Raw genomic sequence first — 24,860 nt, 5'->3', positions numbered from 1 at the left:
GACTCCTGTTCGACATGAACAGGAGTAGAACAAACGCAGGCCGTGTCAAGAATGTTCTTGCTCTGATCTCAATCCGCAAACGGATCGCGGACCAGGATCGTGTCTTCCCGCTGCGGCGAGGTGCTGACCAGCGCCACCGGCGTCTCGATCAATTCCTGCACGCGCTGGATGTACTTCACCGCCTGCGCCGGCAGGTCTGCCCATGACCGCGCGCCGGCCGTAGTGCCGCTCCAGCCTTCCATTTCCTCGTAGATCGGTTCGACATTGGCCTGATCGGCCGCATGGCTGGGGAAGTAGTCGAGCACCTTGCCGTTCAGGCGATAACCGGTGCAGATCTTCACCGTCTCCATGCCGTCCAGCACGTCGACCTTGGTCAGGGCGATGCCGGTGACGCCCGAGATCGCGCAGGACTGGCGCACCAGCACGGCATCGAACCAGCCGCAACGACGCTTGCGCCCGGTGACCGTGCCGAATTCATGGCCGCGCTCACCCAGCCGCTGGCCGACGGCGTCTTCCAGCTCGGTCGGGAACGGACCAGCGCCAACGCGCGTGGTATAGGCCTTGACGATGCCCAGCACGAAGCCGGTGGCGCTGGGGCCAAGGCCCGAGCCCGAGGCCGCCGTGCCGCTCACCGTGTTCGACGAGGTGACGAAGGGATAGGTGCCGTGATCGACATCAAGCAGCACGCCCTGCGCGCCTTCGAAGAGGATGCGCGCACCGGCCTTTTTCACGGTGTTCAGCCGCTTCCACACCGGTTCGGCGAACTGCAGCACGGACGGTGCAATTTCCTTGAGATCAGCGATCAGCTTTGCCCGGTCAACGGGCGGCTGGCCGAACCCGGCACGCAGCGCATCATGATGCGCGCAGAGCCGGTCGAACTGCGATTCCAGATCATCAAGATGCGCCAGATCGCACACCCGGATCGCCCGGCGGCCAACCTTGTCTTCATAGGCCGGGCCAATGCCGCGCCCGGTCGTGCCGATCTTGCCCGATCCCGCGGCGGTTTCGCGCAGGCCATCAAGGTCGCGGTGGATCGGCAGGATCAGCGGGCAATTATCGGCAATGGCGAAGTTCTCGGCATTGATGACCACACCCTGCCCTTCAAGCTTCGCAATCTCGTCACGCAGGTGCCACGGATCGAGCACCACGCCATTGCCGATTATTGACAGCGTGCCCGTGACGATGCCCGAAGGCAGCAGGCTGAGCTTGTAGACCTGATCGCCGACGACCAGTGTATGGCCGGCATTGTGCCCGCCCTGAAAGCGCACCACGGCGTCCGCCCGGCTTGCCAGCCAGTCGACAATCTTGCCCTTGCCTTCATCGCCCCACTGGGCGCCGACGACGGTGACGTTGGCCATGGTTACAGTCCCTCACCTGCCAGATGACCTGCATGCGCCCTTCGACAGGACTCGGCGCAAGAGGTGGACCAGTGCGGACCTGTGAAGGTCTTCGCAAACGGTGGCGCCTCTGGGGCAAGGGCAGCGGCGAGTCAAGACCGCAAGTCGATGGGCAAGGTGACTGCGCGATGGAAAGCAGGACAGGGCCTCAGCGATTAATGGAACGGTATCGTTTCTTTATCTTGCCACCAGCAGAGACTCGCGATAGCCTTCGCTCATAAACGGGAGAGTTCGCCAATGACCGCCATCGCCACCCTCACCCCTGTGTCCGAAATCGACCTTGCCCAGTTCCCCTGGGCGATCCCGACCGATCGTTATGTCAGCCCCGAAATCGCTCAGCGCGAGCGCGAGGCGATCTGGATGAAATGCTGGCAGATCGCCGGCCGGGCGGACGAGCTTCCCAATCCGGGCGACTGGAAGCGGCATCAGGTGCTCGACCAGTCGTTCGTCATCGTGCGCGGCAAGGATGGCAAGCTGCGCGGCTTCGTCAATGCCTGCCGACACCGGGGCAATATCCTGTGCGACGGGGCCAAGGGCCATACGCCAAAGTTCACCTGCCCCTATCACTTGTGGACCTATGATCTTGACGGATCACTGTTCGCCGTCGCGCGCCCCGATCTTGTCGGGCCGATCGACAAGGCGGAGCACGGCCTGATCGAAGTGCCGGTCGATACCGCCTTCGGCTTCATTTTCCTCAACCCCGATGCCGGTGCCGCGCCGCTGGCCGAGTACCTGACCGCCGAAGTCACCGAGCGGCTGGATGCCTACAAATTGGGTGAAATGACCCCCGTCGGGCTCGACGTACGCGAGGAACTCGATTGCAACTGGAAGGTGGTGATCGACGCCTTCAGCGAAGGCTATCACATCATCGGCGTCCATCCCGAATTGCTCAAGGTGATCGACCTGCAGGCAGGCAATTCGCGCCACGGCATGTTCGGCGATCACGGCTGCGCGGTATCGCCGTTCGAAGTGAAGGACGCGGCCAACGCCAGCCTTGACGAACAGGTCCAGGCAATCCGCGACCTGCCCTCCACCTTCCCCACCGTGGCGGAAGTCCTGCCGCTGTTCGAAACCATGATCGCCGCACGGCGCGATGGCGATGGCGCGCTGGTGCTGGGTGACGGCGAGACGGTGCGCACCATCCTGCAACAGGCCACCCGCCAGACGCTCACCGCCAAGGGCCTCGACGTGTCCACCCTCGCCGATGACCAGATGAGCGACAATCAGGGCTGGTTTCTGTTTCCCAACTTTTTCATGACCATCCGCGCCGGAGAGGCGACGACGATCATGGCCTGGCCGCACCCTTCGGGCGACCCGGGCAAGTGTGTGTGGCACGTCACCGCTTACATGTGGCTGCCCGAGGCCCTGCGCAGCCAGTACCGCGCCCAGCCGGTGACGGTGACCGAACGAGGCACCTTCCCCTATTTCCTCGCGCTGCAGCAGGACTACGACCAGATGCCGCGTCAGCAGGCGGGCCTGCGGAACGAGGGACTGACGCACCTGTCACTGGTGCGCGAGGAGCTTTCGGTGGCTCGGTTTCACCGGGTGTGGAACCGTTGGATGGGGGCAGGCTGAGTTTGTCGACCTGACCGCCGCCGACCAGTGTAGGCTGGCTTGCCCTTGCCTTCATCGCCCCACTGGACGCGGGGGGTCAGGCAGGGTGGGTTGATATCGAATAAGGATCGAACCTGTCATGCCATACTTGACGGAGGTCCCGTCATGCACTACATGACAACCTGTGGAAATTGATAGCATCAGGCACAAGGCCTTGAAGCGGCTGTTTCTTGAAGGAAAGAGCAAAGGCATCATCGAGCCGGAAAGACTGATCGATTTGCTGGCCTTCATCGTTGCCGCTGCCAATTTTGACCGGCTGGGCGGACCGCCCAACTTCGGCTTCCATGCTTTGAGCGGTGAGCGCAAAGGCAGCTTTGCCATGACCGTCATGCGAAACTGGCGACTGACATTTTGCCGGATCGACGATCAAACCCTCGCCGATCTTGATCTCGAGGATTACCACTGATGGCTCTCAAGTTGCACCCTTCGCTATTCGTCCACCCCGGCCCTTGGCTGAAGCGGACCTATCTCGATCCTTATGCCGTGACGGTGACCGAGGTGGCGAAACATCTCGGCGTGAGCCGCCAGAACATGAGCGTGCTGTTGAACGGCCACGCCGGCCTGACGGCGATGATGGCGCTGCGCTTTGAAAAAGCGTTCGGGATCAGCGCTGATTCCCTCCTTCGGATGCAGGCCGGCCATGATCTGGCCCAAGCGCGGGGACGTGAGGGCGAACTGGATGTCGAGCGGATGCGGAAGGTGCCTTGAGGGGTGTGTTTTAGTGCCAATAATTTGGCGATTGATTTTGTTACCTGGCCAGTCGCCGAGCGATCTGTGCCGTCAGTGCGTTCCAGTTTGCCAGTCGCCCCATTTCGAAGCTGTAGACATGGCTTCCTTGGCTAAGCTTCTCCTTCACCTGCCGAGCAAATGGCTCTTCAAGTGCGGCAAGCTGGATCAATTCGTCTAGCGGTTTTCTATCTCGAGTGTTGCCACGCATTGCGCCGGGATCGGGCACGTATTCGTCTGCTTTTTCCCAATCAAACTTTGTCACTCTAGCTTCTCCGGCGCAGGCTTAGCTCCCGTTGGCCGAAGTGGCTCTTATTTGCTTCTGCAGGACCAGAGCGCGCGGGGGAAGAAGTGCAACATGATCATACGTTTGGTAGTCGAAGTTGATTGTATCATTCTCGATCAGTGGGACGGGACGGAACGTAACACAAAGTCACCCAGGACACGGAATAGCATACCCCCAGGCGCGCGGATCAAACCATTTTCCTGCACGCCCCCGATCTGCCAAACTCCGCGGCATGGCCCATCCAAAAGGCGCTCCCCCTGAGCGCCGCCGCAACCTTCCCCGCTTTTCCAAAGCCGCGCCGCCAGCGCGGCTTTTGTGTGTCTGGGGCCTGTCTTGGGAAAATACAGAGAACGGCTCTCGGGTGTGTTTCATCAACCTGCATTCTGCGCAAACCGAGCAGCGGGCCGCAAAACCAGTGCAGGCGCAGGTCATGATCACCCTCGCGACAATTCACGACTGGCTAATCTTGGCAGGCACATTACCCTGCGCGCCGAACGGAGAATGCCCATGCGAAACAAGCTGTTCCTTGCCCTTGGTGCCACCGCCCTCCTCGCTGCATCGCTGGCCCCATCGATCGCCGGGGCCGCACCCGGCGACCGGCTGCGCGAACGGATCAAGGCGCGGATGGCTGAGCGAATGGGGGCGGGCGATGCGCAGGTGCCCAAGCTCGTTCCGGACAGGACCTTCACTTATGGCGCCGATCCCTTGCAGACCGGCGACCTGTGGTTTCCCAAGGGCCACATCAACGATCATTCGGTGCCGCTGGTGATATTTGTCCACGGCGGCGGATGGAAGCGCGGGAGCAAGGACAATGCCGCCAGCCGCTATGCCCCGGCGCATTTCACCGGCCTTGGTTATGCCTATGCCTCGATCGATTACCGGCTGGTGCCAACCGCCCGGGTCGAGGATCAGGCGGAGGATGTTGCCCGCGCGGTCAACGCGCTTATTGGCGATGCCAAGAAGCTGGGCATCGATACCTCGCGCATCGTCCTGACCGGGCACAGCGCCGGCGCGCATTTGGTGGCGCTGGTCGGCACGGACGAGACCTATCTTAAGAAGGTCGGGCTATCCTTCGCCGACATCGACGGGGTCATTCCCAACGACGGCGCCGCCTATGAAGTCTCTGCCCAGCTCGCCCAGGCGGGCCGGATGATGAAGACGACTTACGAGCAGGCCTTCGGCACCGATCCCGAGCGGCAGAAGGCGCTTTCGCCGACGCACCACGCGGTGGCACCGAACGCCCCCGCCTTTCTGCTGATCCATGTCCAGCGCGAGGATGGGGTGTCGCAGAACAAGGTGCTCGAAGCGGCGCTGAGGAACGGCGGCACCAGGGTTCAGCGCAATGAGTTTCCCGGCACCGGGCTGCAGGGCCATGCCGAGATCAACCGCCGGCTGGGCGATCCAACCTATGCCGCGACCGGCGTGGTCGATGCCTGGTTGAAGCAACTGTTCGAGGGTTAGATGCGTGTGACGCTTATTTCCTGACGGTTGAGCGAACAGGCCGCATAATGCGTCAGGAACGAGGTGTCCGCGGCATCGCGGCCAACGCCGATCTTGGCCATGTCGGCCCCGGTCGCCATGCCGGTGGCGTCGGCCATATACCAGGCGCCGTCGAGAAACACCTCGGCGACCGCGTGGAAATCGGGCGGAGTCACGCCGGGGGCATAGCCGCTGACGAAGCGTGCAGGCACCCCGGCGGCGCGGGCGAGGGTGATCAGCATGTGGGCATAGTCGCGGCACACGCCCTGGCGCAGGACATAGCTTTCCAGCGCCCCGGTGTTCGATGTGCTGACGCCGGGCACATAGGAAAAGTGGGTGGCGATCCAGTCGCGCATGGCGTCCACCGCCGCTCCGCCTGCCAGCCCGGCGAATTCGCTTTCGACGATGTGCTCGAAATGGTCGGCCTGGCAATAGCGCGATGGCATGAGGTAATCGACCGTCTCGGCCGGCAGCAGGTGGGTCGGCGTCGCGGCCAGTCCGGACAGGTCGGTGACCAGCCGCTGCACGGTGACTTCCGAGCGATAGGACACGGTCAGCTGGTCTTCGACATCCAGCCAGATGCGGTCGCCGATGTCGTCATGCCCGGGAATGCGCGCGAAATGCTGGACCGGGCTGATGGCGATATGCGCGCCATCGACCCGCTGCTCAGGGATCATCGCCGCCTCGATCTGGAGGAGGACGGCGGTTCGCGCTTCGAAAGTGTAATCGAGCTCGGTTTCGATGGCGAGCCGGACGGGTGCTGTCATTCCAGCCTAATGCGCGGGGGCGCGTTTGGCTGCAAGCGCGATGATTTCAAAGCGCGACCGCTTCCCCGCCGACGAGCCGGTGCGTGCAGCCCAGAGCCTTGGCATCGCAGTCCGCGCAAAGCGCCGCGACCGTGCGCCAACCGGCTTCGCGAAGCGTGGCAGCCGCAGCCGCATCGTGGCCAAGCGGCAGGAACAGCCTGTCGCGCGCCGCGCCGGTGTCGGTCAGCGTGTCGATCAGTTCGTCGGGGTAAAGCGAAAAGCCGATCGCCGGTTCGCTCGGCGCGCCAGCCGCACCAAGGATGGCATAGGTACCGCCCCGGCCAATCGCGCCGGACAGCCCTTCGGCATAGAGCGTGAAGCCGAACCACGACTGGTATTCGAAGCCGTGGCGTTCACTGGGATCGAGCGTGAGGCGCGCCATCGGGCCGACCCGCGCGGCTATTTCACGCAGCGCGGCGATGCGCGAGGAGAGCGCGCCGCCGGCGTCAATCGCCGCCAGCCGCTCGATCGCGTTGTCGAAGGGGCCGATCGCGGTGAGCAGCGGCAGGTAAGCCTCGCCCCCGGCAGCGACGAGCGCGCCGGCGTCCTTGGCATCAAGTTCGCGGCGAACGGCCTCGATCTTGCCGGCGGCAAGCGGGAGTGCTTTCGCGGCGAGGGTATCGACGAGATCCGGAAGCGTGAAGTCGACCGAAATCCCGGTCGCCCCGGCGGCCTGCAGCGCCGCGATGGCAACGGCGACGATCTCGCCGGCAGCGGCGACGCTGTCCGACCCGATCAGTTCTGCCCCGATTTGCAACCTCTCGCGGGCCGGGTTCAGCCCGTCGCCCTTGATAGTGAGGACCTGCCCCTGATAGCACAGCCGCAGCGGCCGCGCGGAAGCGGCGAGACCCGTCGCCGCCATGCGCCCGACCTGCACGGTAATGTCAGAGCGCAGCGCCAGTGTCCGCAGGCTCGCCGGATCGACGAAGCGGAACATGCGGCGTGGCTGGACACCGGCCATACGGCTGGCCATCGACTTCTCGAATTCGATGCTCGGCGGCTGCACACGGTCGTAACCGTGACTGTCCAGCACATCGAGCACGGCACGCGTCACCCGCGCGGCGCAGGCTGCGCTGGCGGGCAGGCGGTCTTCAAGTCCTTCGGGAAGCAGGTCGCGATCAGTGTCCATGGCCGGGCCTTAGTCAATTCGACGTCCCGGCGAAAGCCGGGACGTCGAGAGCATCAGAACGCCAGACGCATGGCGCGCTTCACACCCGGCAAGGCCTTGGCCTTTTCGAGCACATCGGCGGGCAGCGCAGAGTCGAGCGACAGCAACAGGATCGCCTCCCCGCCCGCTTCGCGGCGGCCGAGGTGGAAGGTACCGATGTTGATGCCGTTCTCGCCGAGCAGCGTACCGATGCGGCCGATGAAGCCGGGCGCGTCCTCGTTCACAATGTACATCATGTGGCCGTCGAGGTCGGCCTCGATGCCGATGCCGAAGATTTCGACCAGACGCGGGCTGGCATTGCCGAACAGCGTACCGGCGACCGAGCGTTCACCCGCGTCGGTCTTCACCGAAACGCGGACCAGCGTGTGGTAATCGCCGGCCTTCTCTGTCTTGACCTCACGGACCTCGATGCCCCGTTCCTTGGCGAGGAACGGCGCGTTGACCATGTTCACCGTGTCCGACTGGGTGCGCAGGAAGCCGGCAAGCACGGCGGCGACGATCGGCTTGGCGTTAAGCTCCGCCGCAGCGCCTTCGGTGTGGATCGAGATGCGCGGGATCGTGCCGGTGGTGAGCTGGCCCATCAGGCTGCCCAGGTTTTCGGCAAGCGCCATATAGGGCTTGAGCTTCGGCGCTTCCTCGGCGGAAAGGCTGGGCATGTTGAGCGCGTTGGTGACGCCGCCGTTGACGAGGTAGTCGGCCATCTGCTCGGCCACCTGCAGGGCAACATTGACCTGCGCTTCGGTGGTCGATGCCCCAAGGTGCGGGGTGCAGATGAAGTTCGGCGTGCCGAACAGCGGCGATTCCTTGGCCGGTTCGGTCTGGAACACGTCAAGCGCCGCGCCGGCAACCTGCCCGCTGTCGAGCGCATCCTTCAGCGCTGCCTCGTCGATCAGTCCGCCGCGCGCACAGTTGACGATGCGCACGCCCTTCTTGGTCTTGGCGAGGTTTTCGCGGCTGAGGATATTGCGCGTCTGGTCGGTCAGCGGCGTGTGCAGCGTGATGAAGTCTGCCTTGGCCAGCAGGGTGTCGAGATCAGCCTTCTCCACGCCCATTTCGATCGCGCGTTCTTCGGTCAAGAAGGGGTCAAATGCGACGACCTTCATCTTGAGGCCGAGTGCGCGGCTGGCGACGATCGAGCCGATGTTGCCCGCGCCGATCAGGCCGAGCGTCTTGCCGGTGACTTCCACGCCCATGAAGCCGTTCTTCGGCCACAGGCCTGCCTGGGTCTGGGCATTGGCTTCGGGAATCTGGCGTGCCAGCGCGAAGATCATGGCGATGGCATGTTCGGCGGTGGTGATCGAGTTGCCGAACGGCGTGTTCATCACCACGACGCCCTGCGCCGAAGCGGCCGGGATATCGACATTGTCAACGCCGATGCCGGCGCGGCCGATGACCTTGAGGTTCGGCGCGGCATCAAGGATTTCCTTGGTGACGCGGGTCGAGGAGCGGATGGCGAGGCCATCGTAATCACCGATGCGGGCGATAAGCTGTTCGGGGGTTTCGCCGGTGATGACGTCCACGTCGCAGCCGCGTTCGGCAAAGATCTTGGCGGCGTTGGGGTCCATCTTGTCGGAAATGAGTACGCGGGGCTTGGTCATTTTCTTAATCTTTCGTCATCCCGGACTTGATCCGGAATCGCTGGAAGCTGGGCTGGCGCTCTCGCAGTTGCGTCGATGAGGCCAGCGGTCCCGGGTCACGCCCGGGACGACGGATTATTGCTTGAGCGAGGCGTAAGCCCAGTCGAGCCAAGGCCCGAGCGCTTCGATATCGGCGGTGTCCACCGTGGCGCCGCACCAGATGCGCAGGCCGGCGGGGGCGTCGCGGTATCCGGCGATGTCGTAGGCCGCGCCTTCCTTTTCGAGCGCGCCGGCAAAGGCCTTGATGAAGTCCGCATCCGCGCCTTCGACCGACAGGCAGACCGAAGTCTTCGAGCGGATCGCTTCGTCAGCGCACAGGTGGCTGAGCCACGGCCGCGACTGCACGATGGCATCAAGCGCGGCGGCATTGGCATCGCTGCGAGCCTGCAGGCCCTTCAGTCCGCCCAGACCCTTGGCCCATTCGAGCGCGAAGATCGCGTCTTCGACGGCCAGCATCGATGGCGTATTGATCGTCTCGCCCTTGAACACGCCCTCAGCAAGCTTGCCCTTCGAAACGAGGCGGAACACCTTGGGGAGCGGCCATGCCGGGGTATAGGTTTCAAGCCGTTCGACCGCACGGGGGCCGAGGATCAGCACGCCGTGGCCACCCTCGCCGCCCAGAACCTTCTGCCACGAGAAGGTGGCGACATCGATCTTCGACCAGTCAATGTCATAGGCAAAGACCGCGCTGGTCGCGTCGGCAAAGGTCAGGCCTTCGCGGTCGGCGGGGATCCAGTCGGCATTCGGCACGCGCACGCCAGAGGTGGTGCCGTTCCAGGTGAACAGCACGTCGGTGCTGAAATCGACCTGCGAAAGATCAGGGATCTGGCCATAGTCAGCGCGGATCACCGTGGGATCGAGCTTGAGCTGCTTGGCCGCGTCGGTCACCCAGCCTTCGCCGAAGCTTTCCCAGGCCAAGGTCGTCACGCCGCGCGCGCCGAGCATGGTCCACATCGCCATTTCGAAAGCGCCGGTGTCCGAACCGGGCACGATGCCAATACGGTGCGTGTCGGGCAGTGCAAGCACTTCGCGCATCAGGTCGATGCAGTACTGCAGGCGCGTCTTGCCTATCTTGGCGCGGTGCGAGCGGCCAAGGCTTTCAGTGGCGAGTTTTTCGGGGGAATAGCCCGGCGGCTTGGCGCAGGGACCGGAAGAAAAGTAGGGACGCTCCGGAAGCGCCGGCTTGGTATCAGTCATGTAGTCTCTCCTTACAGAGAGCACGCGCGGCGTTGGGACCGCGTGGCCCGGCGCCGCTCCTAATGCTGCGCTGCAACGAGTCAAGCGCATTATCCACTTGTTCAGCGCGGGCAGCAGCCTGAAAACCTTGCGTTAACCATTTTCCGCGTAGTTTTGCCCCATGCGCCGGATAGTCATCCTGCTGCCGATTGTGGCCCTGCTCAGCGCCTGCGGAGGCATGATCCCCGGCGGCCGCGCGCCCCAGAAACAGACGGTTCAGCGCTCGACTCAAGTCTTCACCCCCAGCCCCGAAGCGCAGCAGTGCTACAACGGACTCGGCCTTGCAAAAGCGAGCTTCACGCCGCTGCCCGACCAGTATTATGCCGCGGGCTGTTCGGCGGTCAGTTCGGTGCGGCTTTCCGGCCTGAGCAGCGATGATGCGAAGTTCGGTGTGACCAATTTGGGCGCCGTCACCTGCCCGCTGGCACAGACCTTTGCCAATTGGGCGCGATTCGGCGTGGACCGCGCGGCGCGGCAGATCCTCGGTTCGCCGCTCGCCCGGATCGAGACGATGGGCAGCTATTCCTGCCGCACCATCGCCGGGCGCGACAAGCTGTCGGCCCATGCCACGGCCAATGCCATCGACGTCTCCGCCTTTGTCCTCGCCGATGGCCGCCGCATTTCGGTGACTGGCCAGTGGAGCGGCGGCACACTGCAAGAGCGCCAGTTCCTGCAAGTAATCCACGCCAGCGCCTGCAAGCGCTTCGGCACCGTGCTCGGCCCGGCCTACAACGCGGCACACAGCGACCATTTTCACGTCGAGGTCAGCGCGCGGAGCTTCTGCCGCTGACATCAGCGCGCAGTTGCAAATCGCGCAAATTGATGAAGTACACCCGCAACGCATCCTGCTTACGCGCGCATGGGCGAGGCCCAGACGCATGAAAGCCGCGCACTGGGCGCGGCTTTCGGGAAAAGCGAAACGGATCGCGGCCGGGCTCACGGCACCGGCCTTTGGCCTAATGTCATGGACGCGATTGTGGCAGCTTCGGTGCGTGTAGGGAGATTGTTTGGCGGGCAGCGCCGTAATCCCGCTTCAATCCCTCCAATCGAGCTGGCGCAAGACTTCGGCAATCGCTTCGGGGTCGAGCGCGAAGCCCATGTGCGCGCAGCGTAGCGCCACGGCCCGGTCGCGTTCGCCGGGGCGGCCGCAAGAGGCGCGCGGGCTTACGACACCGTCGCGCGGGCTCCACAAAGCGACGGTTGGCACCGGTGGCTTTTCGGAGACGTTGGCCCCGATCGGCGCTTCATCCACACGGTGGCCGGTGATCATCTGGTACGCGCGCCAGGCATTGTTGGCGCGGCGGTCGCCTGAAAACGGCGTGCCCATGGTGATGACGCAGCTGACGGATTGCGGCACAACCTTGGCAGCTTCGCGCGCGAACAGGCCGCCGAGGCTCCACCCGACCAACGCGACCGGCGCGGCTTCACGGGCGGCAAGGTTCTCGATGCGGGCGACCAGCGCGGCAAAGTTTTCTTCGGTGGGGCCAAGGTTGAAGCCCTGCCCCCAGTCATGCGGGCGGTGGCCAGCATCTTTAAGCGCGCGCGACAAACGGCGCATCCGCAGGGTGTGCGATCCAAAACCCGGCAGCAGCACCACTGGCTGCGGGCGCAGGGCCGGCGGTGATTTGGCCAGGGGGCGCGTAGCCAGCGCAATCGATGCGGCCTCTCCCCACAGCAAGTGGCGGGCCGGGCCATGGACGCCTTCAGGGCCGGGTTCGCGGGCCAGCGCGGCGCGGCGGCGAAGTTCGACGCTGCGGGTAAGCGCCTCGTCTCGCAATCGGATGAACGCGTTCATGGTTCCGATATGGTGGGCGAAGTCCGAACGCGCAATGAATGAAGGCGATGTTTCCTTCAGGCAACCATGCGCAGGTCGGCGATTTCCGGCCGGTGCTGGTGGGCAAGATGTTCGACCACGGGGCCGAGAAGCGGGCGGGAAAATGCCAAGTCGATCTTCGGCCCCTTGATCCAGCGGATGGTCCCGCAAACCGATTCCAGACCTTGCGGACGCAGGATCACGCTGTCACCGCAGGACACCTGCATTCCCCAACATTCGAGCCGGAAGCCATGTTCGCTGAGATCGGTCACCATGACTGGTTCACCCGGCCCGCCGGGCAAGCGCAGCCGCGCCGGCATGGCTAAGTCAATCCGCCGGCGGCGCCGCAAGTAGGCAAGGTCAAGTGCTACGACCGTTCTCCACTCCATCCACGCAAGGCAGGACGGCGAAAGCGGCGGCGGCCTAAGGGTGTGCGGTCATGCGCTGAATGCCGGAGGGGCCATCCTTGTCCGATGAGACGTCGTCATCGTCGCCACTGCCCCCCCGGTAAGCCGCGCTGGCTTTCAGGCGTTCGGTCTGCCGCCCGGCGGCTTCGGCGAGCAAGCCGCCGTGCGGGTTGTTGGCAATCGGCCCCAAGTGGAGCAGCGCCTCGTCACGCCGGCCATCGCGCGCCAGTTGCATCGCCGCAGGCATACGCAGGCCGAAATCGAACGGCGCGACCTTCGGCCTGCTGTCCTATCCCGGCATCGCCAATCTGGGCGATCCGATGCAGTCGCTCGCCGCCGAACTGGAACTGCGCGCCCGCGCCTTCGTTAGACGTTAGCCTTCCAGCGATTTGCAGACAGGGCATTGCGGTACAGATCGGGAACCTTCATATAGCTGCCATGGCCGAAATCGTCATCCGCCGCGGGCTGGAAGAACCTGACACTTCCGGCAAGTTCGTGCCGCACAAGCCCGCGCGTCCGGAAAAGGCCGATGGCGGCAAGCCTTTCCGCATTGTCTCGGAATACCAGCCGGCGGGCGACCAGCCGACTGCGATTGCCGCGCTTGTCGAAGGCATCACCGATGGCGAGGCGACGCAGGTGCTGCTGGGCGTTACCGGCTCCGGCAAGACCTTCACCATGGCGCAGGTCATTGAGGCCACCCAGCGCCCGGCGCTGATCCTGGCGCCCAACAAGATCCTCGCCGCGCAGCTTTATGGCGAGATGAAGAGCTTCTTCCCCGACAACGCGGTCGAATATTTCGTCTCCTACTACGACTATTACCAGCCCGAGGCCTATGTCGCCCGGTCGGACACCTACATCGAGAAGGAAAGCTCGGTGAACGAGGCGATTGACCGGATGCGCCATTCGGCCACCCGCGCGCTGCTGGAGCGCGATGACGTGATCATCGTCGCCTCGGTCAGCTGCCTTTACGGCATCGGCTCGGTCGAAACCTATTCGGCGATGATCTTCGACCTGAAAAAGGGCGGCACCGAGGACCAGCGCGAGATCATCCGCAAGCTGGTGGCGCTGCAATACAAGCGCAACGACGCCGCCTTTGCGCGCGGCAATTTCCGCGTGCGCGGCGACAGCCTCGAAATTTTCCCGAGCCACCTTGAGGACACCGCCTGGCGGATCAGCTTTTTCGGTGATGACATCGAGGAGATCAGCGAGTTTGACCCGCTGACCGGCAAGAAGGGTGCAACGCTCGACAAGGTGCGGATCTACGCAAACTCGCACTATGTCACCCCTGGGCCAACGATGAAGCAGGCCGCCTCGGCCATCCGTTTCGAGCTGGAGGAACGGCTCAAGGAACTGGAGGCCGAAGGCAAGCTGCTCGAATACCAGCGGCTGGAACAACGGACCAATTTCGACCTCGAGATGATTGCCGCCACCGGCTCCTGCGCGGGGATCGAGAATTACAGCCGCTTCCTCACCGGGCGCCTGCCGGGCGAACCGCCGCCGACGCTGTTCGAATACCTGCCCGACAATGCCCTGCTGTTCGTCGATGAAAGCCACCAGACCGTCCCGCAGATCGGCGCGATGTCCAAGGGCGACCACCGGCGCAAGATCACGCTTGCCGAATATGGCTTCCGCCTGCCCAGTTGCATCGACAACCGCCCGCTGCGCTTCAACGAATGGGACGCGATGCGTCCGCAGACGGTGGCCGTGTCCGCCACGCCAGGCGGCTGGGAAATGGAGCAATCGGGCGGCGTCTTTGCCGAACAGGTGATCCGCCCGACCGGCCTGATCGACCCGCCGGTGGAGATCCGCCCGGTCGAAGACCAGGTGCAGGACTGCATCGAGGAATGCCGCAAGGTGGCGCTCGCCGGCTATCGCACGCTCGTCACCACACTGACCAAGCGCATGGCCGAGGACCTCACCGAATTCATGCATGAGGCGGGGCTGCGCGTGCGCTACATGCATTCCGACGTCGAGACGCTGGAACGCATCGAACTGATCCGCGACCTGCGGCTGGGCGTCTATGACGTGCTGGTGGGCATCAACCTGCTGCGCGAAGGCCTCGACATTCCCGAATGCGGGCTGGTGGCGATCCTCGATGCCGACAAGGAGGGCTTCCTGCGCTCCGAGACCAGCCTGATCCAGACCATCGGCCGCGCCGCGCGCAATGTCGATGGGCGGGTGATCCTCTACGCCGACCGCATCACCGGATCGATGGAACGCGCCATGGCGGAAACCGACCGCCGCCGCGAAAAGCAGCACGCCTACAACATCGAACACGGCATCACGCCGGAATCGATCAAGCGTGACATCCACAACATCGTCGCCGACACCGCAAGCCGTGACAGCGTGCTGGTCGATATCGAAGATGATGGGGTGAACAACCTCGTCGGCCACAACCTGCGCGGCTATATCGAGGACCTCGAGAAGCGCATGCGCGCCGCCGCTGCCGACCTGGAATTCGAGGAAGCCGGCCGCCTGCGCGACGAAATCCGCCGGCTGGAGGCGACCGAACTTGGCCTGCCCGAAGGGGAGCGCAAGGCGCCGATTGTCGGGCGGAGCAACGAAGGCAAGCCGGGGACGCGCAAGACCCGTTATGGCAAGAGCCAGAAGAAGTGGGGGCGGTGATCCTTTCCCGCCGCGCCGCGCTGGTGGCAGGCGGGGCCTTGACGCTCGCCGCGCGCCTGCCCGCTGCGCCGCGAACTACGCCGAAAGTCCGCACCGGGCTGGACCGGGTGCTGGCCGATCCCACACCCTTGAAGGGCAAGCGCATTGGCCTCCTCACCCATGATCCGGCGCTGAGCGCGGACGGACGGCGCGGGGTGGATGCGTTGGCCGCCTTGCCCGGGGTGACGCTTTCCTCGCTGTTCGCGCCGGAACACGGACTTGCCGGAACGGCTGCAGCCGGCGAGCATGTCGGCGATGCCCGCGATGGCAAGACCGGCCTCCCGGTGTTCAGCCTCTATGGCGCGCGGCCCGCACCTGCACCGGCGCAACTGGCCGGTCTCGACCTGTTGGTGATTGATCTGCAGGACGTTGGCCTGCGCTGCTACACCTATGCCGGCACGGCGCTGAAGGCGATGGAAGTGGCGGCGAGGGTCAGGGTGCCGGTCCTGCTGCTCGACCGGCCCAATCCGCTGGGCGGACTGGTGATCGAGGGCACCGCGCTGGAGGATCAGTGGGTGGGCACGACGCCGGTCACCGCGCTGCCGACGCTCTATCGCCACGGCCTGACATTGGGCGAGATCACGCGCTATCTGACGCTTGGCGGCTTCGGGTGGAACATTGCGGTTTCGAAGATGGACGGCTGGACACGGGGCATGGGGACCGAGGTGTTCGGCCCCGGAGGGCTGCCCTTTGCCTCGCCATCGCCCAACCTGCGCAGCCCCGCGGCGATCCTTGCCTATGCCGCGAGCGTGCTGGTGGAGGGCACCAATGTGTCCGAAGGGCGCGGCACGGATGCCCCCTTCGAACTGATCGGCGCGCCGTGGATGGATGGCGCGGCGCTGGCCAAGGCGCTGGGGCGGCGGAAATTACCCGGCATCCGGGTCGCGCCCGCGCAGTTCACGCCGACAAGCTCCAAACACGCTGGCAAGACCTGTGGCGGGGTGCGCCTGACCGTCACGGACGAGCGGCGCTACAGGGCGTTCGATACCGGTGTGGCACTCGTGTGCGCGCTGCGCAGCCACGCCCCCGAACGCTTCGCCTTCCTGCCGGGCAACCCGCCGTTCTTCGATCTCCTCGCCGGACGCGGACTGGTGCGCCAGTCGATCGCCAGGGGCTGCGCTGAACGCACCGTCGCCGAGGCCTGCGAGCGCGACCGGCCGCGCGGGATCGAATGGCAGACCTCGGGCCGGATTTACACTTCTTGACACGGACTTGTGGCAAAGTGCCGCAATGCCGTTGCAACGCCGCGCGCCATGCGGGATGAGCCGCGCACGATGCTGATGTCCCGCCTGCCGCTAATCCCCCTCCTGCTGCTCGCCGCCTGCTCACGCAGCGACGATGGTGAAACGCCCGAGCAGGCGAAGCGCCTCGTCCTGCCCTCGCAGCCCGCCCCCTTGCGTGAGCCGCCGAAGCAGCCCGAAGGAACGGTGTGGACGGCGCTGGGCAATGGAGCTGCCGCATTTGGCGTTCCAGGGCAGGCGCCGTTGCTGACCGTGGCCTGCGAAAAGCGAGGCTCGCTGGATGCCGTCCTGCGTTTCACCCGCTTCACCCGCGCCGACGAGGGCGCGAAGGCCTTGTTCGCGCTGGAGGGCAACGGCCACGTTGCCCGCGTCAAACTCGATGTCGTGAAAGCGGGCGATCCGGGGGAATGGCAAGGCACGGTCAGCGCCTTTGATGAGCGCATCGAAGCGATTCGCGGGTCTTACGCAGTGGCGGCAACGCTGCCCGGCGGCGGCACCCTGCGCTGGGGCGGCAGCGGCATTCCGGGAGCCGTTCTCACCGATTGCCGCGCCGGCCTGACACTGCCCAAGGCCGCGGCGAGTGCTGAGGCCAGCGAGTCCGCCGAACCGGCAGACGAAGGCTAGGACCTAGGCCGAAAGCCTGCCGAACTGCGATTCGAAGGCCGAGACATCGCCGGCGGCGAGGAATTTCGCCTGCTCCACCCAGTTGTCCTTGGCCGGACGCCCGGCGAAAGGCCCGAGTTTGCTGTCGAGCGCGGCGAGATCGGCATCGGTCATCGCCGCGATCTGCGCGAAGGTCGTGATGCCGAGTGTGGGCAGCAGGGCCTGAAGCTTTGGCCCCAGACCCTTGATCCGCGCAAGGTCATCGCCGTTAGCCGCCGCCATCGGCGGCGGAGCAGCGGGCGGCGGCGGGGCAACGGGTTCGTAGTCAGGTTGGGGCGCGGGCGTGATCTCGGGCTCCGGCGCGGGCGCTGGCTCAACCTCGGGCGTGGGTTCCACGATCGGCGGAGGCGGCGGCGATGCCGGCTCGATCTCGGGCTCGGGGCTGGGCTGCGCGGGTTCAATCTCAGGCTGGGTCGCAGCCCGGGCTTGAACGACTTCGACTTCCTCGACCTGATCCTGCGCAGCAACGGCCACCACTTCTGCCACACCGCCCAGAATTCCGCCCGCCGGCGACGGTATAACCTGCGGAATCGCCGCAGCGGGAGCCGCATCGATCAGCGCCTGATTGCGCCGTGCCGGCGCGGCGCCTTCGTCAAGCACATCGGGCTTGTATTCGCGCTTGGCCGGCTTGCTGCCGCGCGCCAGCAGCCACCATGCGACCAGCAGCACGGCGAGCGCAACCACGCCGAGCACCAGCCAGTTCGCTTGAATTGTTTCCATCATGGCAAAAATCCCTTCGGGTTCATGGCCACAGAACTAGGACAATCGCGCGCGAGTGGAAAGCCTAACGCGCGCTGCCCAGACTATCGGCGATTCCGACCAGCTTGATGAATTCCTGCCGGTAGAAATCGGTCGGACTTCCGGCCAGATCGCGCACCTGCCCCATCGAAAATCCCGCGAGCAAGGGATCGCCGCGCAGCTTCTGGCCAAAGGCGGCTACGGCGGCGGCAAAGCGGAAATCGGGCGAAGGCGCGCGACGGTTCCACATCATCATCGCTGGCACCGGCTGTTCGATCAGCCGCGATGTCGTGCCATCGGGAAGCTTGTAGCGCAGCTTGACGAAGGCCATCTCGCCCGAGCGCCCGACCATTGCCGGCGGCTTGTCATCGGGCAGCGCATCGTAACGGCGCGCGTCGGTCCAGCCCTTGAAGCCGGCGGGAACCACTTCATAGATCGCCGTGACCTGATGGCCCGAGCCTATGTCGCCGGCATCGACCTTGTCGTTCTTGAAATCCTCTTCGCGCAGCGCGCGGTTTTCATAGCCGACCAACCGGTACTGGCTGATCTGCGCCGGATTGAATTCGACCTGGATCTTCACGTCCTTGGCGATGGTGAACAGGGTCGATCCCATTTCCTCGCCCAGCACCTTTTTCGCCTCGAGAGCGCTATCGATATAGGCGTAGTTGCCGTTACCGTGATCGGCAACCCGCTCCATCAGGCCTTCGTTGTAATTGCCCGTGCCGAAGCCCAGCGTGGTGAGTGTGATGCCGGAATCGCGCTCCTTCTCGACCATGTCGATCAGCGCCTTGGTATCGGAGACCCCGACGTTGAAATCGCCGTCAGTGGCCAGCAGGATGCGGTTGACGCCGCCAGCGATGAAATTGTCGCGGGCAATCTGGTATGCCAGCTTCAGTCCCGCTCCGCCCGCTGTCGATCCTCCGGCGCTGAGCCGGTCAAGCGCGGCGCGGATCTTTGCATCGTCATTTGTCGGTTCGAGCACGAGGCCCGCCGCGCCCGCATAAACTACGATGGACACCTTGTCCTGCGGCCGCAATTCGCGCGACAGGCCGGCGAGCGCGGTCTTCACCAGCGGCAGCTTGTCGGGCGAATTCATTGATCCCGAGACATCGACAAGGAACACCAGGTTTGCCGCCGGACTGCTGGCACGCGGCAGGTCATAACCGCGCAGTCCAATGCGCAGCAGCCGCGTTTCCGGGTTCCACGGCGTGACCATGGCGTCCGTGGTCACCGAAAATGGCGCGGCCTTGCTGGCCGGAAGCGGGTAATCATAGCGGAAATAGTTGATCAGCTCCTCGGTCCGCACGGCGTCCCTGGGCGGGGTCTGCCCGGCTGAGAGGAAACGCCGCATATTGGCATAGGCGCCGGTATCGACATCGACCGAGAAGGTGGAGACCGGATCGGTGCGGGTGTGCCTGATCGGGCTGACGTCCTTGCCATCATACTTCTCGCGGCCCGGATCGGTGGCGACCATGACCGGCGGGACATAGCCGAACCGGGAATCCGCACGCGCCGCCTTTGCCGATGGGTTGTACATATTGAATGCGACCCCTCCGCCAACGCTTGACGGCATGGGCGGAGGGGGCGGAGGAGGTGGAGGAGGAGGAGGAGGCAGGGGCGCCTGCTCTGCCGAATTGCCGCGAACGGCAACCGTGTCCGCCGCGCAGCCTGAAAGTACCCCGACAAGAGCGCATGTCGCGGCAAGCGATGCTAGATTACGCATGGCAAAGTCCCCTTCCTTCACAACCCGCGTTAAAGGAGCGACTCAGCGCGTGAACGCTTTCTGAACATCGGAATGAGGCCTGCCGATCACAGGCAAGCAATTCAACCGCCGACGTTTTTCCGAAACAGAACCCGGTCTTCAGGGCCAAAGCCCTTGTGCCAGGTGACCCAGCCATAGATGCCCAGGATCAGCGGAATGCCCAGCAGCAGTTCCGCCCATTCGGGCAGGAAACGCGTAGCTGCCGCGCCCACGGCCAGCGCCGGAATTGCGGCGATCACCAGCGACCAGCGCCAGTTGTTGACCGGCTGACCAAGGATGCGGCCCAGCACCAGCGACTTGGCGATCGAGGTGAAGGCCAGCGCCAGCATCAGCCCGCCCGCAGCAGCGGCGGCGGCATATTTGTCGTTCAGGCCCATGTCCTTGACCAGCAGGATGCCGCCCACGGTAAACACCACCTGCAGCACGATGGTGCCGATTGAGATGACGAGGTTGCGCAGCCGCGCGAGGTAGATCAGTGCCGCCTCGCTCACCACGGCTGTCGCGGCGACGACCTCGGCCAGCAGCAGCAGGTTGAGCGCGCCGTTGCCGCCGACGAATTCCGGCCCGATCAGCCCCATCACGCCAGCGCCGGGAATGCCCAGCGCCAGCGCCACGCCCAGCTGCGCGGCAGTGATCCAGAAGCCGACCTGGCAGACCTGCCGGGCGATACCGGCATAGTCCTTGTCCTTGATCGAGCGGGTGATGACGGGACCAAGAATCGGCTCGAAACTGGTCTTGAACTTCTGCGGCAGCGAGGCGATCTGCTGCGCCGCGTAATAGACCCCGACCGCCACCGGCGAGGCGAACGCGCCCAGAATGGCGATGTCGAGCCGGCGCGTGCCCCATTCAACCAGATCCGCGACGGCCAGCGGGGTGGAGGCCAACGCCGTCTTCCACAGGCGCAATGGGTGCGGGTTCCACTGCTGCGGCAGGCCATAGGAACGGTAGAGCGGCACCAGCGTCACGGCAAAGGCCGCGCATTTCGCCATGAGATAGGCCATCGTCAGGCCGCTTTCAGGTGCCAGCACGAGCAAGGCGCTGGCGCCGATCGTCAGCACCCACGGCTCGACCAGCGACCGTGCCCGCACGGTCGTCGCCACGTCATAGCGATAGGCCAGCGCGGCCAGCGTGATCTCGGTCAGGGCATTGGGCAGGATCGCCAGCGGCAGCAGCAGGTCCCACGCGGTATACTGCCCCGCCGGGAACATCGGCAGCGGAAAGGCGAAGAGCAGCAGTCCGGCGGCCACGGCCAGCAGGGTGGTCAGCAGCATACCGTCAGCGACGATGCAGGCCGGGTGGCCGTCTTCTTCCGCCAACCGCTGCGCAAGGCCGCGCCGCTGGCCGAGCGCGCAGATCTGCGCGATCAGTTCGACCGCAACTATGGCCGAGGCATAGCGCCCCAGCGCCTCGACCCCGTAAAGTCGCCCGGCGATAAACAGGAAGGGCGCGGTGCCCAGCAGCCGCAGCACGAAGCCGAGCACATTGGTACGCCCGCCCTTGGCCAGCGCGGCAATGTCCTTCTGGTGTTCGGCTTCGGTCACTGCGGGCGGCCTGCCTCTGCACGCAGCGGGCGGGCGAGCAGGCGGGCGACGGCTTCGCGGGCACTAATCTCACCCGAGAGCAGCGCGGCGACAGTCTGCACGATCGGCATGTCGACACCTTCGCGGTTCGCGATGTCGGCCAGCACCGGCGCGGTATGCGCGCCTTCGGCCACCGAATTCTTGCCCGCCAGCGCTTCTGCCGAGGACAGCCCCATGCCAAGCGCCTTGCCCAGCGAGAAATTGCGGCTTGAGGTGGACGAGCAGGTCAGCACCAGATCGCCCAGCCCGCACAGGCCGGCCAGCGTATCGGCTCGTCCGCCGCGGGCCATGCCGAAGCGCAGCATCTCTGCATAGCCGCGCGCGATCAGCGCGGCGCGGGCGTTCTGGCCAAGCTCGAGCCCGTCGACCACGCCGCAAGCAATGGCGAGCACGTTCTTCACCGCTCCGCCGATCTCCGCGCCGATCAGGTCGTCCGAATAGTAGGGCCGCAGCGTCGGCCGCGAAATGACCGGGGCGAGCCGCTCCCACTGTGCCTGCCCGCCGGCACAGGCCAGCGTGACAGCGGTGGGCAGGCCAGCGACCACCTCATGAGCAAACGTCGGCCCGGAGAGGACGGCGATTTGCGCAGACGGCGCGGCTTTCGCGGCGATCTCACCGGTAAGCATCCCGGTACCAGCCTCGATACCTTTCGAGCATAGCAGGAGGTCGCGCTTGCGGTCGGGCAGATCGGAGAGAACGCGGGCGAGATGCTGCGCCGGAACGACGGCAAGCACGGTTTGCAGATCGGAAATATCGCCAATCTGGTTCGTTGCTGTAACATTTTTCGCCAATCTGGCGCTAGGCAGGAACAAGCTGTTGGTCCGCGCCGAATTGATCTCCTCGACCAGCTCTGCCTCGCGCGCCCAGAGCAGCACGGGGGTGCCATCGCTCGCCAGGACCTGCGCTAGGGCGGTGCCCCATGCCCCGGCTCCGATCACGCCGATGGTCATGCCTTCACTCCTGCCCCGCGCACCGGCGCGGCATCGGGATCGAGCGGCCAGCGCGGGCGCGCGGCAATATCGAGCGGATCGGGCGCGAAATCGTGGCTCATCAGTCGCTCCATTCCGGCCCAGCCGATCATCGCCGCATTGTCCGTGCACAGCGCCAGCGGCGGTGCCACGAAGGGTAGGTCGTGTTCGGCGGCCAGTTTTTCCAGCCCCGCGCGGATCGCCTGATTGGCAGCAACCCCGCCCGCCACGACCAGCGCGGTCATGTCCCCCGCCGCGGCCATGGCGCGCCGCGTGCGGTCAATCACGCAATCGAGCGCGGCTTGCTGGAACGAAGCGGCAATGTCGGCGTCGGAATAGTCACCTTGATTCTGCTTCGCCCGCATCACCGCGCTTTTCAGCCCGGCGAAGGAGAAGTGCGGTTCCTCGCTACCCAGCAAGGGGCGCGGCAGGCGGACCTTTTTCGCATCGCCATCGCGCGCCAGCTTCTCGACGGCCGGCCCGCCCGGATAGCCAAGACCGAGGATCTTGGCGGTCTTGTCAAAGGCCTCGCCCAGCGCATCATCGATGGTCGTGGCGAGCCGGCGGTACCGGCCCAGCCCCTGCACTTCGAGCACCTGGCAATGGCCGCCGGACACCAGCAGCAGCAGATAGGGATAGGCCAGCGAGGCATCTGCCAACCGGGGGCTGAGCGCATGGCCTTCAAGATGGTTCACCGCGATCAATGGCTTGTCCGATGCCATGGCCAGCGCCTTGGCGCTCACCAGCCCGACCATCACCCCGCCGATCAGCCCGGGACCGGCGGTCGCGGCGACGGCATCGACATCGGCCAGCGTCATCCCCGCATCGGCCAGAGTCGCGGCGATCAGCGGGGCGAGCCGCTCGGCATGGGCACGGGCGGCGATTTCGGGGACGACCCCGCCATAGGGGCGATGTACTTCATCCTGTGAGGCGATGCGCTGGGCAAGCACGGTCCGGTCCTCGCGCACCAGCGCGGCCGCCGTTTCGTCACAGGACGATTCAATTCCGAGGACCACCCGCATCCAGTCTTTCCCTTAACGGTAATGCTGCCTAGAGCAAGCCGCGATGATTGACGTTCCGGATCGCCCTATCCGCCTCGGCACCCGCCGATCGCCGCTCGCCATGGCCCAGGCCGAAGAAGCCCGCGAACGCCTGTGCAAGGCGCACGGCTGGCCGCTGGAGGCCGTGAAGATCGTCCCAGTCACCGCCAGTGGCGACAAGATACAGGACCGCCCGCTGGCCGACATCGGCGGCAAGGCGCTGTGGACCAAGGAACTCGACCAATGGCTGATCGCCGGTGAAATCGATTTCGCCGTCCATTCGGCCAAGGATGTCGAGACATGGCGGCCACTGGAGATGACCATCGCGGCCGTGCTTGAGCGCGAGGACGTGCGCGACGTGCTGGTTGGCGTGGCCAGCCTCTCCGCTCTGGCCCCCGGCGCCCGCATCGGCACCAGCGCCCCGCGCCGCGCCGCGCAGGTGCTGCACCTCAGGCCCGACTGCGAGGTTGTCTCGTTTCGCGGCAATGTCGCTACCCGTTTAGGCAAGCTTGCCAGCGGAGAGGCCGACGCGACCCTGCTGGCGCTCGCCGGGCTCAACCGGCTGGGGCAAGGCCATGTCGGCACGCCGCTCTCGCTCGAAGGCTGGCTGCCGGCGCCCGGACAAGGCGCCATTGCCATCGAATGCCGCGCAGCTGACGCAGCAACCGCCGCGCTGCTCGCCGCCATCGACCATGCCCCCAGCCACGCCGCGCTGATGGCCGAGCGCGACCTGCTGGCGGCACTGGGCGGGAATTGTCATTCGGCGATCGGCGTCCACACCCGCGCGGAAGGCGCTGACCTGCGGCTGTGCGCGGCGATCTATACGCTGGACGGCACGGAAAAGGTCGAGCGCGAAGCCCGTTTCTCCGCCGGGGACCGCGATGGGCCAAGACGCCTCGCCGCGGCACTGCTGGCCGGGGCGAGCCCGGCGCTGTCGGCCTGCTTTGATCCGCCGTGATGCCGGTGCTCGTCCTGCGCCCGGAACCGGGCTGCAGCGCCACCGTTACGGCGGCGCAGGCACTGGGCCTCGATGCCCGCGCTGCACCACTCTTCGCGGTGGAGCCGCGCGGCTGGGCACTGCCCGATGCCGCAGCCTTCGATGCCCTCCTCGTCGGCAGCGCGAATGCCTTCCGGCATGGCGGCGCCAAGCTGGACGCCTTGCGCGAACTGCCGGTTCATGCCGTTGGTGAGGCAACCGCCGAGGCGGCACGAACAGGGGGATTTACCGTCGCCAAATGCGGCAGCGGCGGTCTGCAAGGCGTGCTGGACGAGGTCCCGGCCGGGACCCGGCTGCTGCGACTGGCGGGCGAGGAGCGCGTCGAACTCACCGCACCGGCAGGCGTGAGCATGGCAGAAGTGATCGTCTATGCCAGCGTACCGCGCGCGCTGGATCCCGCGATGCTGCCGGCTTTGCGAGCTGGCGCGCTGGTCCTGCTGCACTCAGCCGAAGCGGCGCGGCACTTCGCCAGCGAATGCGCGCGGCTGGGCATCGCCCCGTCTGCCGTAGCGCTCGCCGCCATCGGCCCGCGCGTAACGGCGGCAGCTGGCGATGGCTGGCGCGTAGTTGAAACCGCCGATCAACCGAGCGATACCGCCCTGCTGGCCCTCGCCCACCGAATGTGCCAAAGCTGACCG

Annotated in this window: 25 protein-coding genes; 11 read left to right on the top strand and 14 right to left on the bottom strand. The window is 65.4% G+C overall.

The window, feature by feature from the left end; all coding sequences use genetic code 11:
• Nucleotides 1-68: 68 nt before the first annotated feature.
• On the bottom strand, nucleotides 69-1,358 hold the full coding sequence (locus WG900_RS17210; RefSeq protein ID WP_339969111.1) for an adenylosuccinate synthase: 1,290 nt from the start codon (nucleotides 1,356-1,358) through the stop codon (nucleotides 69-71).
• Nucleotides 1,359-1,634: 276 nt separating this feature from the next.
• On the opposite strand from WG900_RS17210, the gene WG900_RS17205 reads away from it, so the two are divergent.
• The 3 genes from WG900_RS17205 (at nucleotide 1,635) to WG900_RS17195 (ending at nucleotide 3,719) form a co-directional block, all read left to right on the top strand.
• The gene (locus WG900_RS17205; protein ID WP_339969109.1) at nucleotides 1,635-2,972 is read left to right on the top strand and encodes an aromatic ring-hydroxylating oxygenase subunit alpha; all 1,338 of its coding nucleotides are present in this window, start codon (nucleotides 1,635-1,637) and stop codon (nucleotides 2,970-2,972) included.
• Between the two features lie 163 nt (nucleotides 2,973-3,135).
• A complete protein-coding gene (locus tag WG900_RS17200; RefSeq protein ID WP_339969108.1) occupies nucleotides 3,136-3,417 on the top strand; it encodes a type II toxin-antitoxin system RelE/ParE family toxin in 282 nt (93 codons plus the stop codon).
• Nucleotides 3,417-3,719 (top strand): HigA family addiction module antitoxin, encoded by a 303-nt coding sequence (locus WG900_RS17195; RefSeq protein WP_339969106.1) that lies wholly within the window; start codon nucleotides 3,417-3,419, stop codon nucleotides 3,717-3,719. Before WG900_RS17200 ends, WG900_RS17195 begins: the two co-directional genes overlap by 1 nt.
• 40 nt (nucleotides 3,720-3,759) lie before the next feature.
• On the opposite strand, the gene WG900_RS17190 is transcribed toward WG900_RS17195, so the two are convergent.
• The gene (locus WG900_RS17190; protein ID WP_339969104.1) at nucleotides 3,760-4,002 is read right to left on the bottom strand and encodes a hypothetical protein; all 243 of its coding nucleotides are present in this window, start codon (nucleotides 4,000-4,002) and stop codon (nucleotides 3,760-3,762) included.
• A gap of 645 nt (nucleotides 4,003-4,647) precedes the next feature.
• On the opposite strand from WG900_RS17190, the gene WG900_RS17185 reads away from it, so the two are divergent.
• A complete protein-coding gene (locus tag WG900_RS17185) occupies nucleotides 4,648-5,484 on the top strand; it encodes an alpha/beta hydrolase (protein ID WP_417598434.1) in 837 nt (278 codons plus the stop codon).
• Here WG900_RS17185 and WG900_RS17180 read toward each other — a convergent pair.
• From WG900_RS17180 to WG900_RS17165, 4 genes are all read right to left on the bottom strand, one after another.
• On the bottom strand, nucleotides 5,481-6,269 hold the full coding sequence (locus WG900_RS17180) for a transglutaminase-like domain-containing protein (protein ID WP_339969102.1): 789 nt from the start codon (nucleotides 6,267-6,269) through the stop codon (nucleotides 5,481-5,483). The genes WG900_RS17185 and WG900_RS17180 overlap by 4 nt on opposite strands.
• A 46-nt stretch (nucleotides 6,270-6,315) precedes the next feature.
• Nucleotides 6,316-7,437, bottom strand: coding sequence for an ATP phosphoribosyltransferase regulatory subunit (locus tag WG900_RS17175; protein WP_339969100.1), 1,122 nt, complete (start codon nucleotides 7,435-7,437; stop codon nucleotides 6,316-6,318).
• A gap of 53 nt (nucleotides 7,438-7,490) precedes the next feature.
• Nucleotides 7,491-9,074 (bottom strand): phosphoglycerate dehydrogenase, encoded by a 1,584-nt coding sequence (serA, locus tag WG900_RS17170; RefSeq protein ID WP_339969098.1) that lies wholly within the window; start codon nucleotides 9,072-9,074, stop codon nucleotides 7,491-7,493.
• A 114-nt stretch (nucleotides 9,075-9,188) separates the two neighbouring features.
• The gene (locus tag WG900_RS17165) at nucleotides 9,189-10,310 is read right to left on the bottom strand and encodes a phosphoserine transaminase (protein ID WP_339969096.1); all 1,122 of its coding nucleotides are present in this window, start codon (nucleotides 10,308-10,310) and stop codon (nucleotides 9,189-9,191) included.
• Nucleotides 10,311-10,470: 160 nt separating this feature from the next.
• On the opposite strand from WG900_RS17165, the gene WG900_RS17160 reads away from it, so the two are divergent.
• Nucleotides 10,471-11,139, top strand: a complete 669-nt coding sequence (locus WG900_RS17160) for an extensin family protein (protein WP_339969094.1) — start codon at nucleotides 10,471-10,473, stop codon at nucleotides 11,137-11,139.
• Nucleotides 11,140-11,382: 243 nt separating this feature from the next.
• Here the strand turns inward: WG900_RS17160 and WG900_RS17155 are convergent, their stop codons facing one another.
• From WG900_RS17155 to WG900_RS17145, 3 genes are all read right to left on the bottom strand, one after another.
• Entirely contained in the window at nucleotides 11,383-12,144 is a 762-nt protein-coding gene (locus WG900_RS17155; RefSeq protein ID WP_339969092.1) for an esterase/lipase family protein, read from the bottom strand.
• 56 nt (nucleotides 12,145-12,200) lie between these two features.
• Nucleotides 12,201-12,482, bottom strand: a complete 282-nt coding sequence (locus WG900_RS17150; protein ID WP_339969090.1) for a hypothetical protein — start codon at nucleotides 12,480-12,482, stop codon at nucleotides 12,201-12,203.
• Nucleotides 12,483-12,585: 103 nt separating this feature from the next.
• On the bottom strand, nucleotides 12,586-12,759 hold the full coding sequence (locus WG900_RS17145) for a hypothetical protein (RefSeq protein ID WP_339969088.1): 174 nt from the start codon (nucleotides 12,757-12,759) through the stop codon (nucleotides 12,586-12,588).
• Here WG900_RS17145 and WG900_RS17140 point away from each other — a divergent pair.
• The 4 genes from WG900_RS17140 to WG900_RS17125 all read left to right on the top strand — a co-directional run bounded on the left by WG900_RS17140 (nucleotide 12,743) and on the right by WG900_RS17125 (nucleotide 17,098).
• On the top strand, nucleotides 12,743-12,946 hold the full coding sequence (locus WG900_RS17140) for a hypothetical protein (protein WP_339969086.1): 204 nt from the start codon (nucleotides 12,743-12,745) through the stop codon (nucleotides 12,944-12,946). The genes WG900_RS17145 and WG900_RS17140 overlap by 17 nt on opposite strands.
• A gap of 61 nt (nucleotides 12,947-13,007) precedes the next feature.
• Complete coding sequence (uvrB, locus tag WG900_RS17135; RefSeq protein WP_339969084.1) at nucleotides 13,008-15,194, top strand: excinuclease ABC subunit UvrB; 2,187 nt, start codon at nucleotides 13,008-13,010, stop codon at nucleotides 15,192-15,194.
• Complete coding sequence (locus tag WG900_RS17130; RefSeq protein ID WP_339969082.1) at nucleotides 15,191-16,438, top strand: exo-beta-N-acetylmuramidase NamZ family protein; 1,248 nt, start codon at nucleotides 15,191-15,193, stop codon at nucleotides 16,436-16,438. Before uvrB ends, WG900_RS17130 begins: the two co-directional genes overlap by 4 nt.
• A gap of 48 nt (nucleotides 16,439-16,486) precedes the next feature.
• A complete protein-coding gene (locus tag WG900_RS17125) occupies nucleotides 16,487-17,098 on the top strand; it encodes a hypothetical protein (RefSeq protein ID WP_339969080.1) in 612 nt (203 codons plus the stop codon).
• Nucleotides 17,099-17,101: 3 nt separating this feature from the next.
• Here WG900_RS17125 and WG900_RS17120 read toward each other — a convergent pair whose 3' ends face one another.
• The 5 genes from WG900_RS17120 to tsaD all read right to left on the bottom strand — a co-directional run bounded on the left by WG900_RS17120 (nucleotide 17,102) and on the right by tsaD (nucleotide 23,207).
• A complete protein-coding gene (locus WG900_RS17120; protein WP_339969078.1) occupies nucleotides 17,102-17,860 on the bottom strand; it encodes a hypothetical protein in 759 nt (252 codons plus the stop codon).
• A gap of 61 nt (nucleotides 17,861-17,921) precedes the next feature.
• Nucleotides 17,922-19,412, bottom strand: a complete 1,491-nt coding sequence (locus tag WG900_RS17115) for a vWA domain-containing protein (protein ID WP_339969076.1) — start codon at nucleotides 19,410-19,412, stop codon at nucleotides 17,922-17,924.
• A 287-nt stretch (nucleotides 19,413-19,699) separates the two neighbouring features.
• Complete coding sequence (locus tag WG900_RS17110) at nucleotides 19,700-21,178, bottom strand: lipopolysaccharide biosynthesis protein (RefSeq protein ID WP_339969075.1); 1,479 nt, start codon at nucleotides 21,176-21,178, stop codon at nucleotides 19,700-19,702.
• Entirely contained in the window at nucleotides 21,175-22,167 is a 993-nt protein-coding gene (locus WG900_RS17105; protein WP_339969073.1) for an NAD(P)H-dependent glycerol-3-phosphate dehydrogenase, read from the bottom strand. The genes WG900_RS17110 and WG900_RS17105 overlap by 4 nt, the downstream gene beginning before the upstream one ends.
• Nucleotides 22,164-23,207, bottom strand: coding sequence for a tRNA (adenosine(37)-N6)-threonylcarbamoyltransferase complex transferase subunit TsaD (gene tsaD / locus WG900_RS17100; RefSeq protein ID WP_339969071.1), 1,044 nt, complete (start codon nucleotides 23,205-23,207; stop codon nucleotides 22,164-22,166). Before tsaD ends, WG900_RS17105 begins: the two co-directional genes overlap by 4 nt.
• Before the next feature lie 43 nt (nucleotides 23,208-23,250).
• Here tsaD and hemC point away from each other — a divergent pair, with 43 nt between their 5' ends.
• A complete protein-coding gene (hemC, locus tag WG900_RS17095) occupies nucleotides 23,251-24,183 on the top strand; it encodes a hydroxymethylbilane synthase (protein ID WP_339969069.1) in 933 nt (310 codons plus the stop codon).
• Nucleotides 24,183-24,857, top strand: coding sequence for a uroporphyrinogen-III synthase (locus tag WG900_RS17090; RefSeq protein ID WP_339969067.1), 675 nt, complete (start codon nucleotides 24,183-24,185; stop codon nucleotides 24,855-24,857). Before hemC ends, WG900_RS17090 begins: the two co-directional genes overlap by 1 nt.
• Nucleotides 24,858-24,860: the final 3 nt, after the last annotated feature.

Origin of the sequence: Novosphingobium aquae, from assembly GCF_037572715.1 — a bacterium.
Lineage (GTDB): Bacteria > Pseudomonadota > Alphaproteobacteria > Sphingomonadales > Sphingomonadaceae > Novosphingobium > Novosphingobium aquae.
This window is presented reverse-complemented; position numbering and strand designations above follow the sequence as displayed.

Coding starts and splice junctions, on each gene's coding strand:
- WG900_RS17210 (WP_339969111.1), bottom strand. CDS start 1,358: ATGGCCAACGTCACCGTCGTCGGCGCCCAGTGGGGCGATGAAGGCAAG.
- WG900_RS17205 (WP_339969109.1), top strand. CDS start 1,635: ATGACCGCCATCGCCACCCTCACCCCTGTGTCCGAAATCGACCTTGCC.
- WG900_RS17195 (WP_339969106.1), top strand. CDS start 3,417: ATGGCTCTCAAGTTGCACCCTTCGCTATTCGTCCACCCCGGCCCTTGG.
- WG900_RS17185 (WP_417598434.1), top strand. CDS start 4,648: ATGGCTGAGCGAATGGGGGCGGGCGATGCGCAGGTGCCCAAGCTCGTT.
- WG900_RS17180 (WP_339969102.1), bottom strand. CDS start 6,269: ATGACAGCACCCGTCCGGCTCGCCATCGAAACCGAGCTCGATTACACT.
- WG900_RS17175 (WP_339969100.1), bottom strand. CDS start 7,437: ATGGACACTGATCGCGACCTGCTTCCCGAAGGACTTGAAGACCGCCTG.
- serA (WP_339969098.1), bottom strand. CDS start 9,074: ATGACCAAGCCCCGCGTACTCATTTCCGACAAGATGGACCCCAACGCC.
- WG900_RS17165 (WP_339969096.1), bottom strand. CDS start 10,310: ATGACTGATACCAAGCCGGCGCTTCCGGAGCGTCCCTACTTTTCTTCC.
- WG900_RS17160 (WP_339969094.1), top strand. CDS start 10,471: ATGCGCCGGATAGTCATCCTGCTGCCGATTGTGGCCCTGCTCAGCGCC.
- WG900_RS17155 (WP_339969092.1), bottom strand. CDS start 12,144: ATGAACGCGTTCATCCGATTGCGAGACGAGGCGCTTACCCGCAGCGTC.
- WG900_RS17150 (WP_339969090.1), bottom strand. CDS start 12,482: ATGCCGGCGCGGCTGCGCTTGCCCGGCGGGCCGGGTGAACCAGTCATG.
- uvrB (WP_339969084.1), top strand. CDS start 13,008: ATGGCCGAAATCGTCATCCGCCGCGGGCTGGAAGAACCTGACACTTCC.
- WG900_RS17125 (WP_339969080.1), top strand. CDS start 16,487: ATGCGGGATGAGCCGCGCACGATGCTGATGTCCCGCCTGCCGCTAATC.
- WG900_RS17120 (WP_339969078.1), bottom strand. CDS start 17,860: ATGATGGAAACAATTCAAGCGAACTGGCTGGTGCTCGGCGTGGTTGCG.
- WG900_RS17115 (WP_339969076.1), bottom strand. CDS start 19,412: ATGTACAACCCATCGGCAAAGGCGGCGCGTGCGGATTCCCGGTTCGGC.
- WG900_RS17105 (WP_339969073.1), bottom strand. CDS start 22,167: ATGACCATCGGCGTGATCGGAGCCGGGGCATGGGGCACCGCCCTAGCG.
- tsaD (WP_339969071.1), bottom strand. CDS start 23,207: ATGCGGGTGGTCCTCGGAATTGAATCGTCCTGTGACGAAACGGCGGCC.
- hemC (WP_339969069.1), top strand. CDS start 23,251: ATGATTGACGTTCCGGATCGCCCTATCCGCCTCGGCACCCGCCGATCG.
- WG900_RS17090 (WP_339969067.1), top strand. CDS start 24,183: ATGCCGGTGCTCGTCCTGCGCCCGGAACCGGGCTGCAGCGCCACCGTT.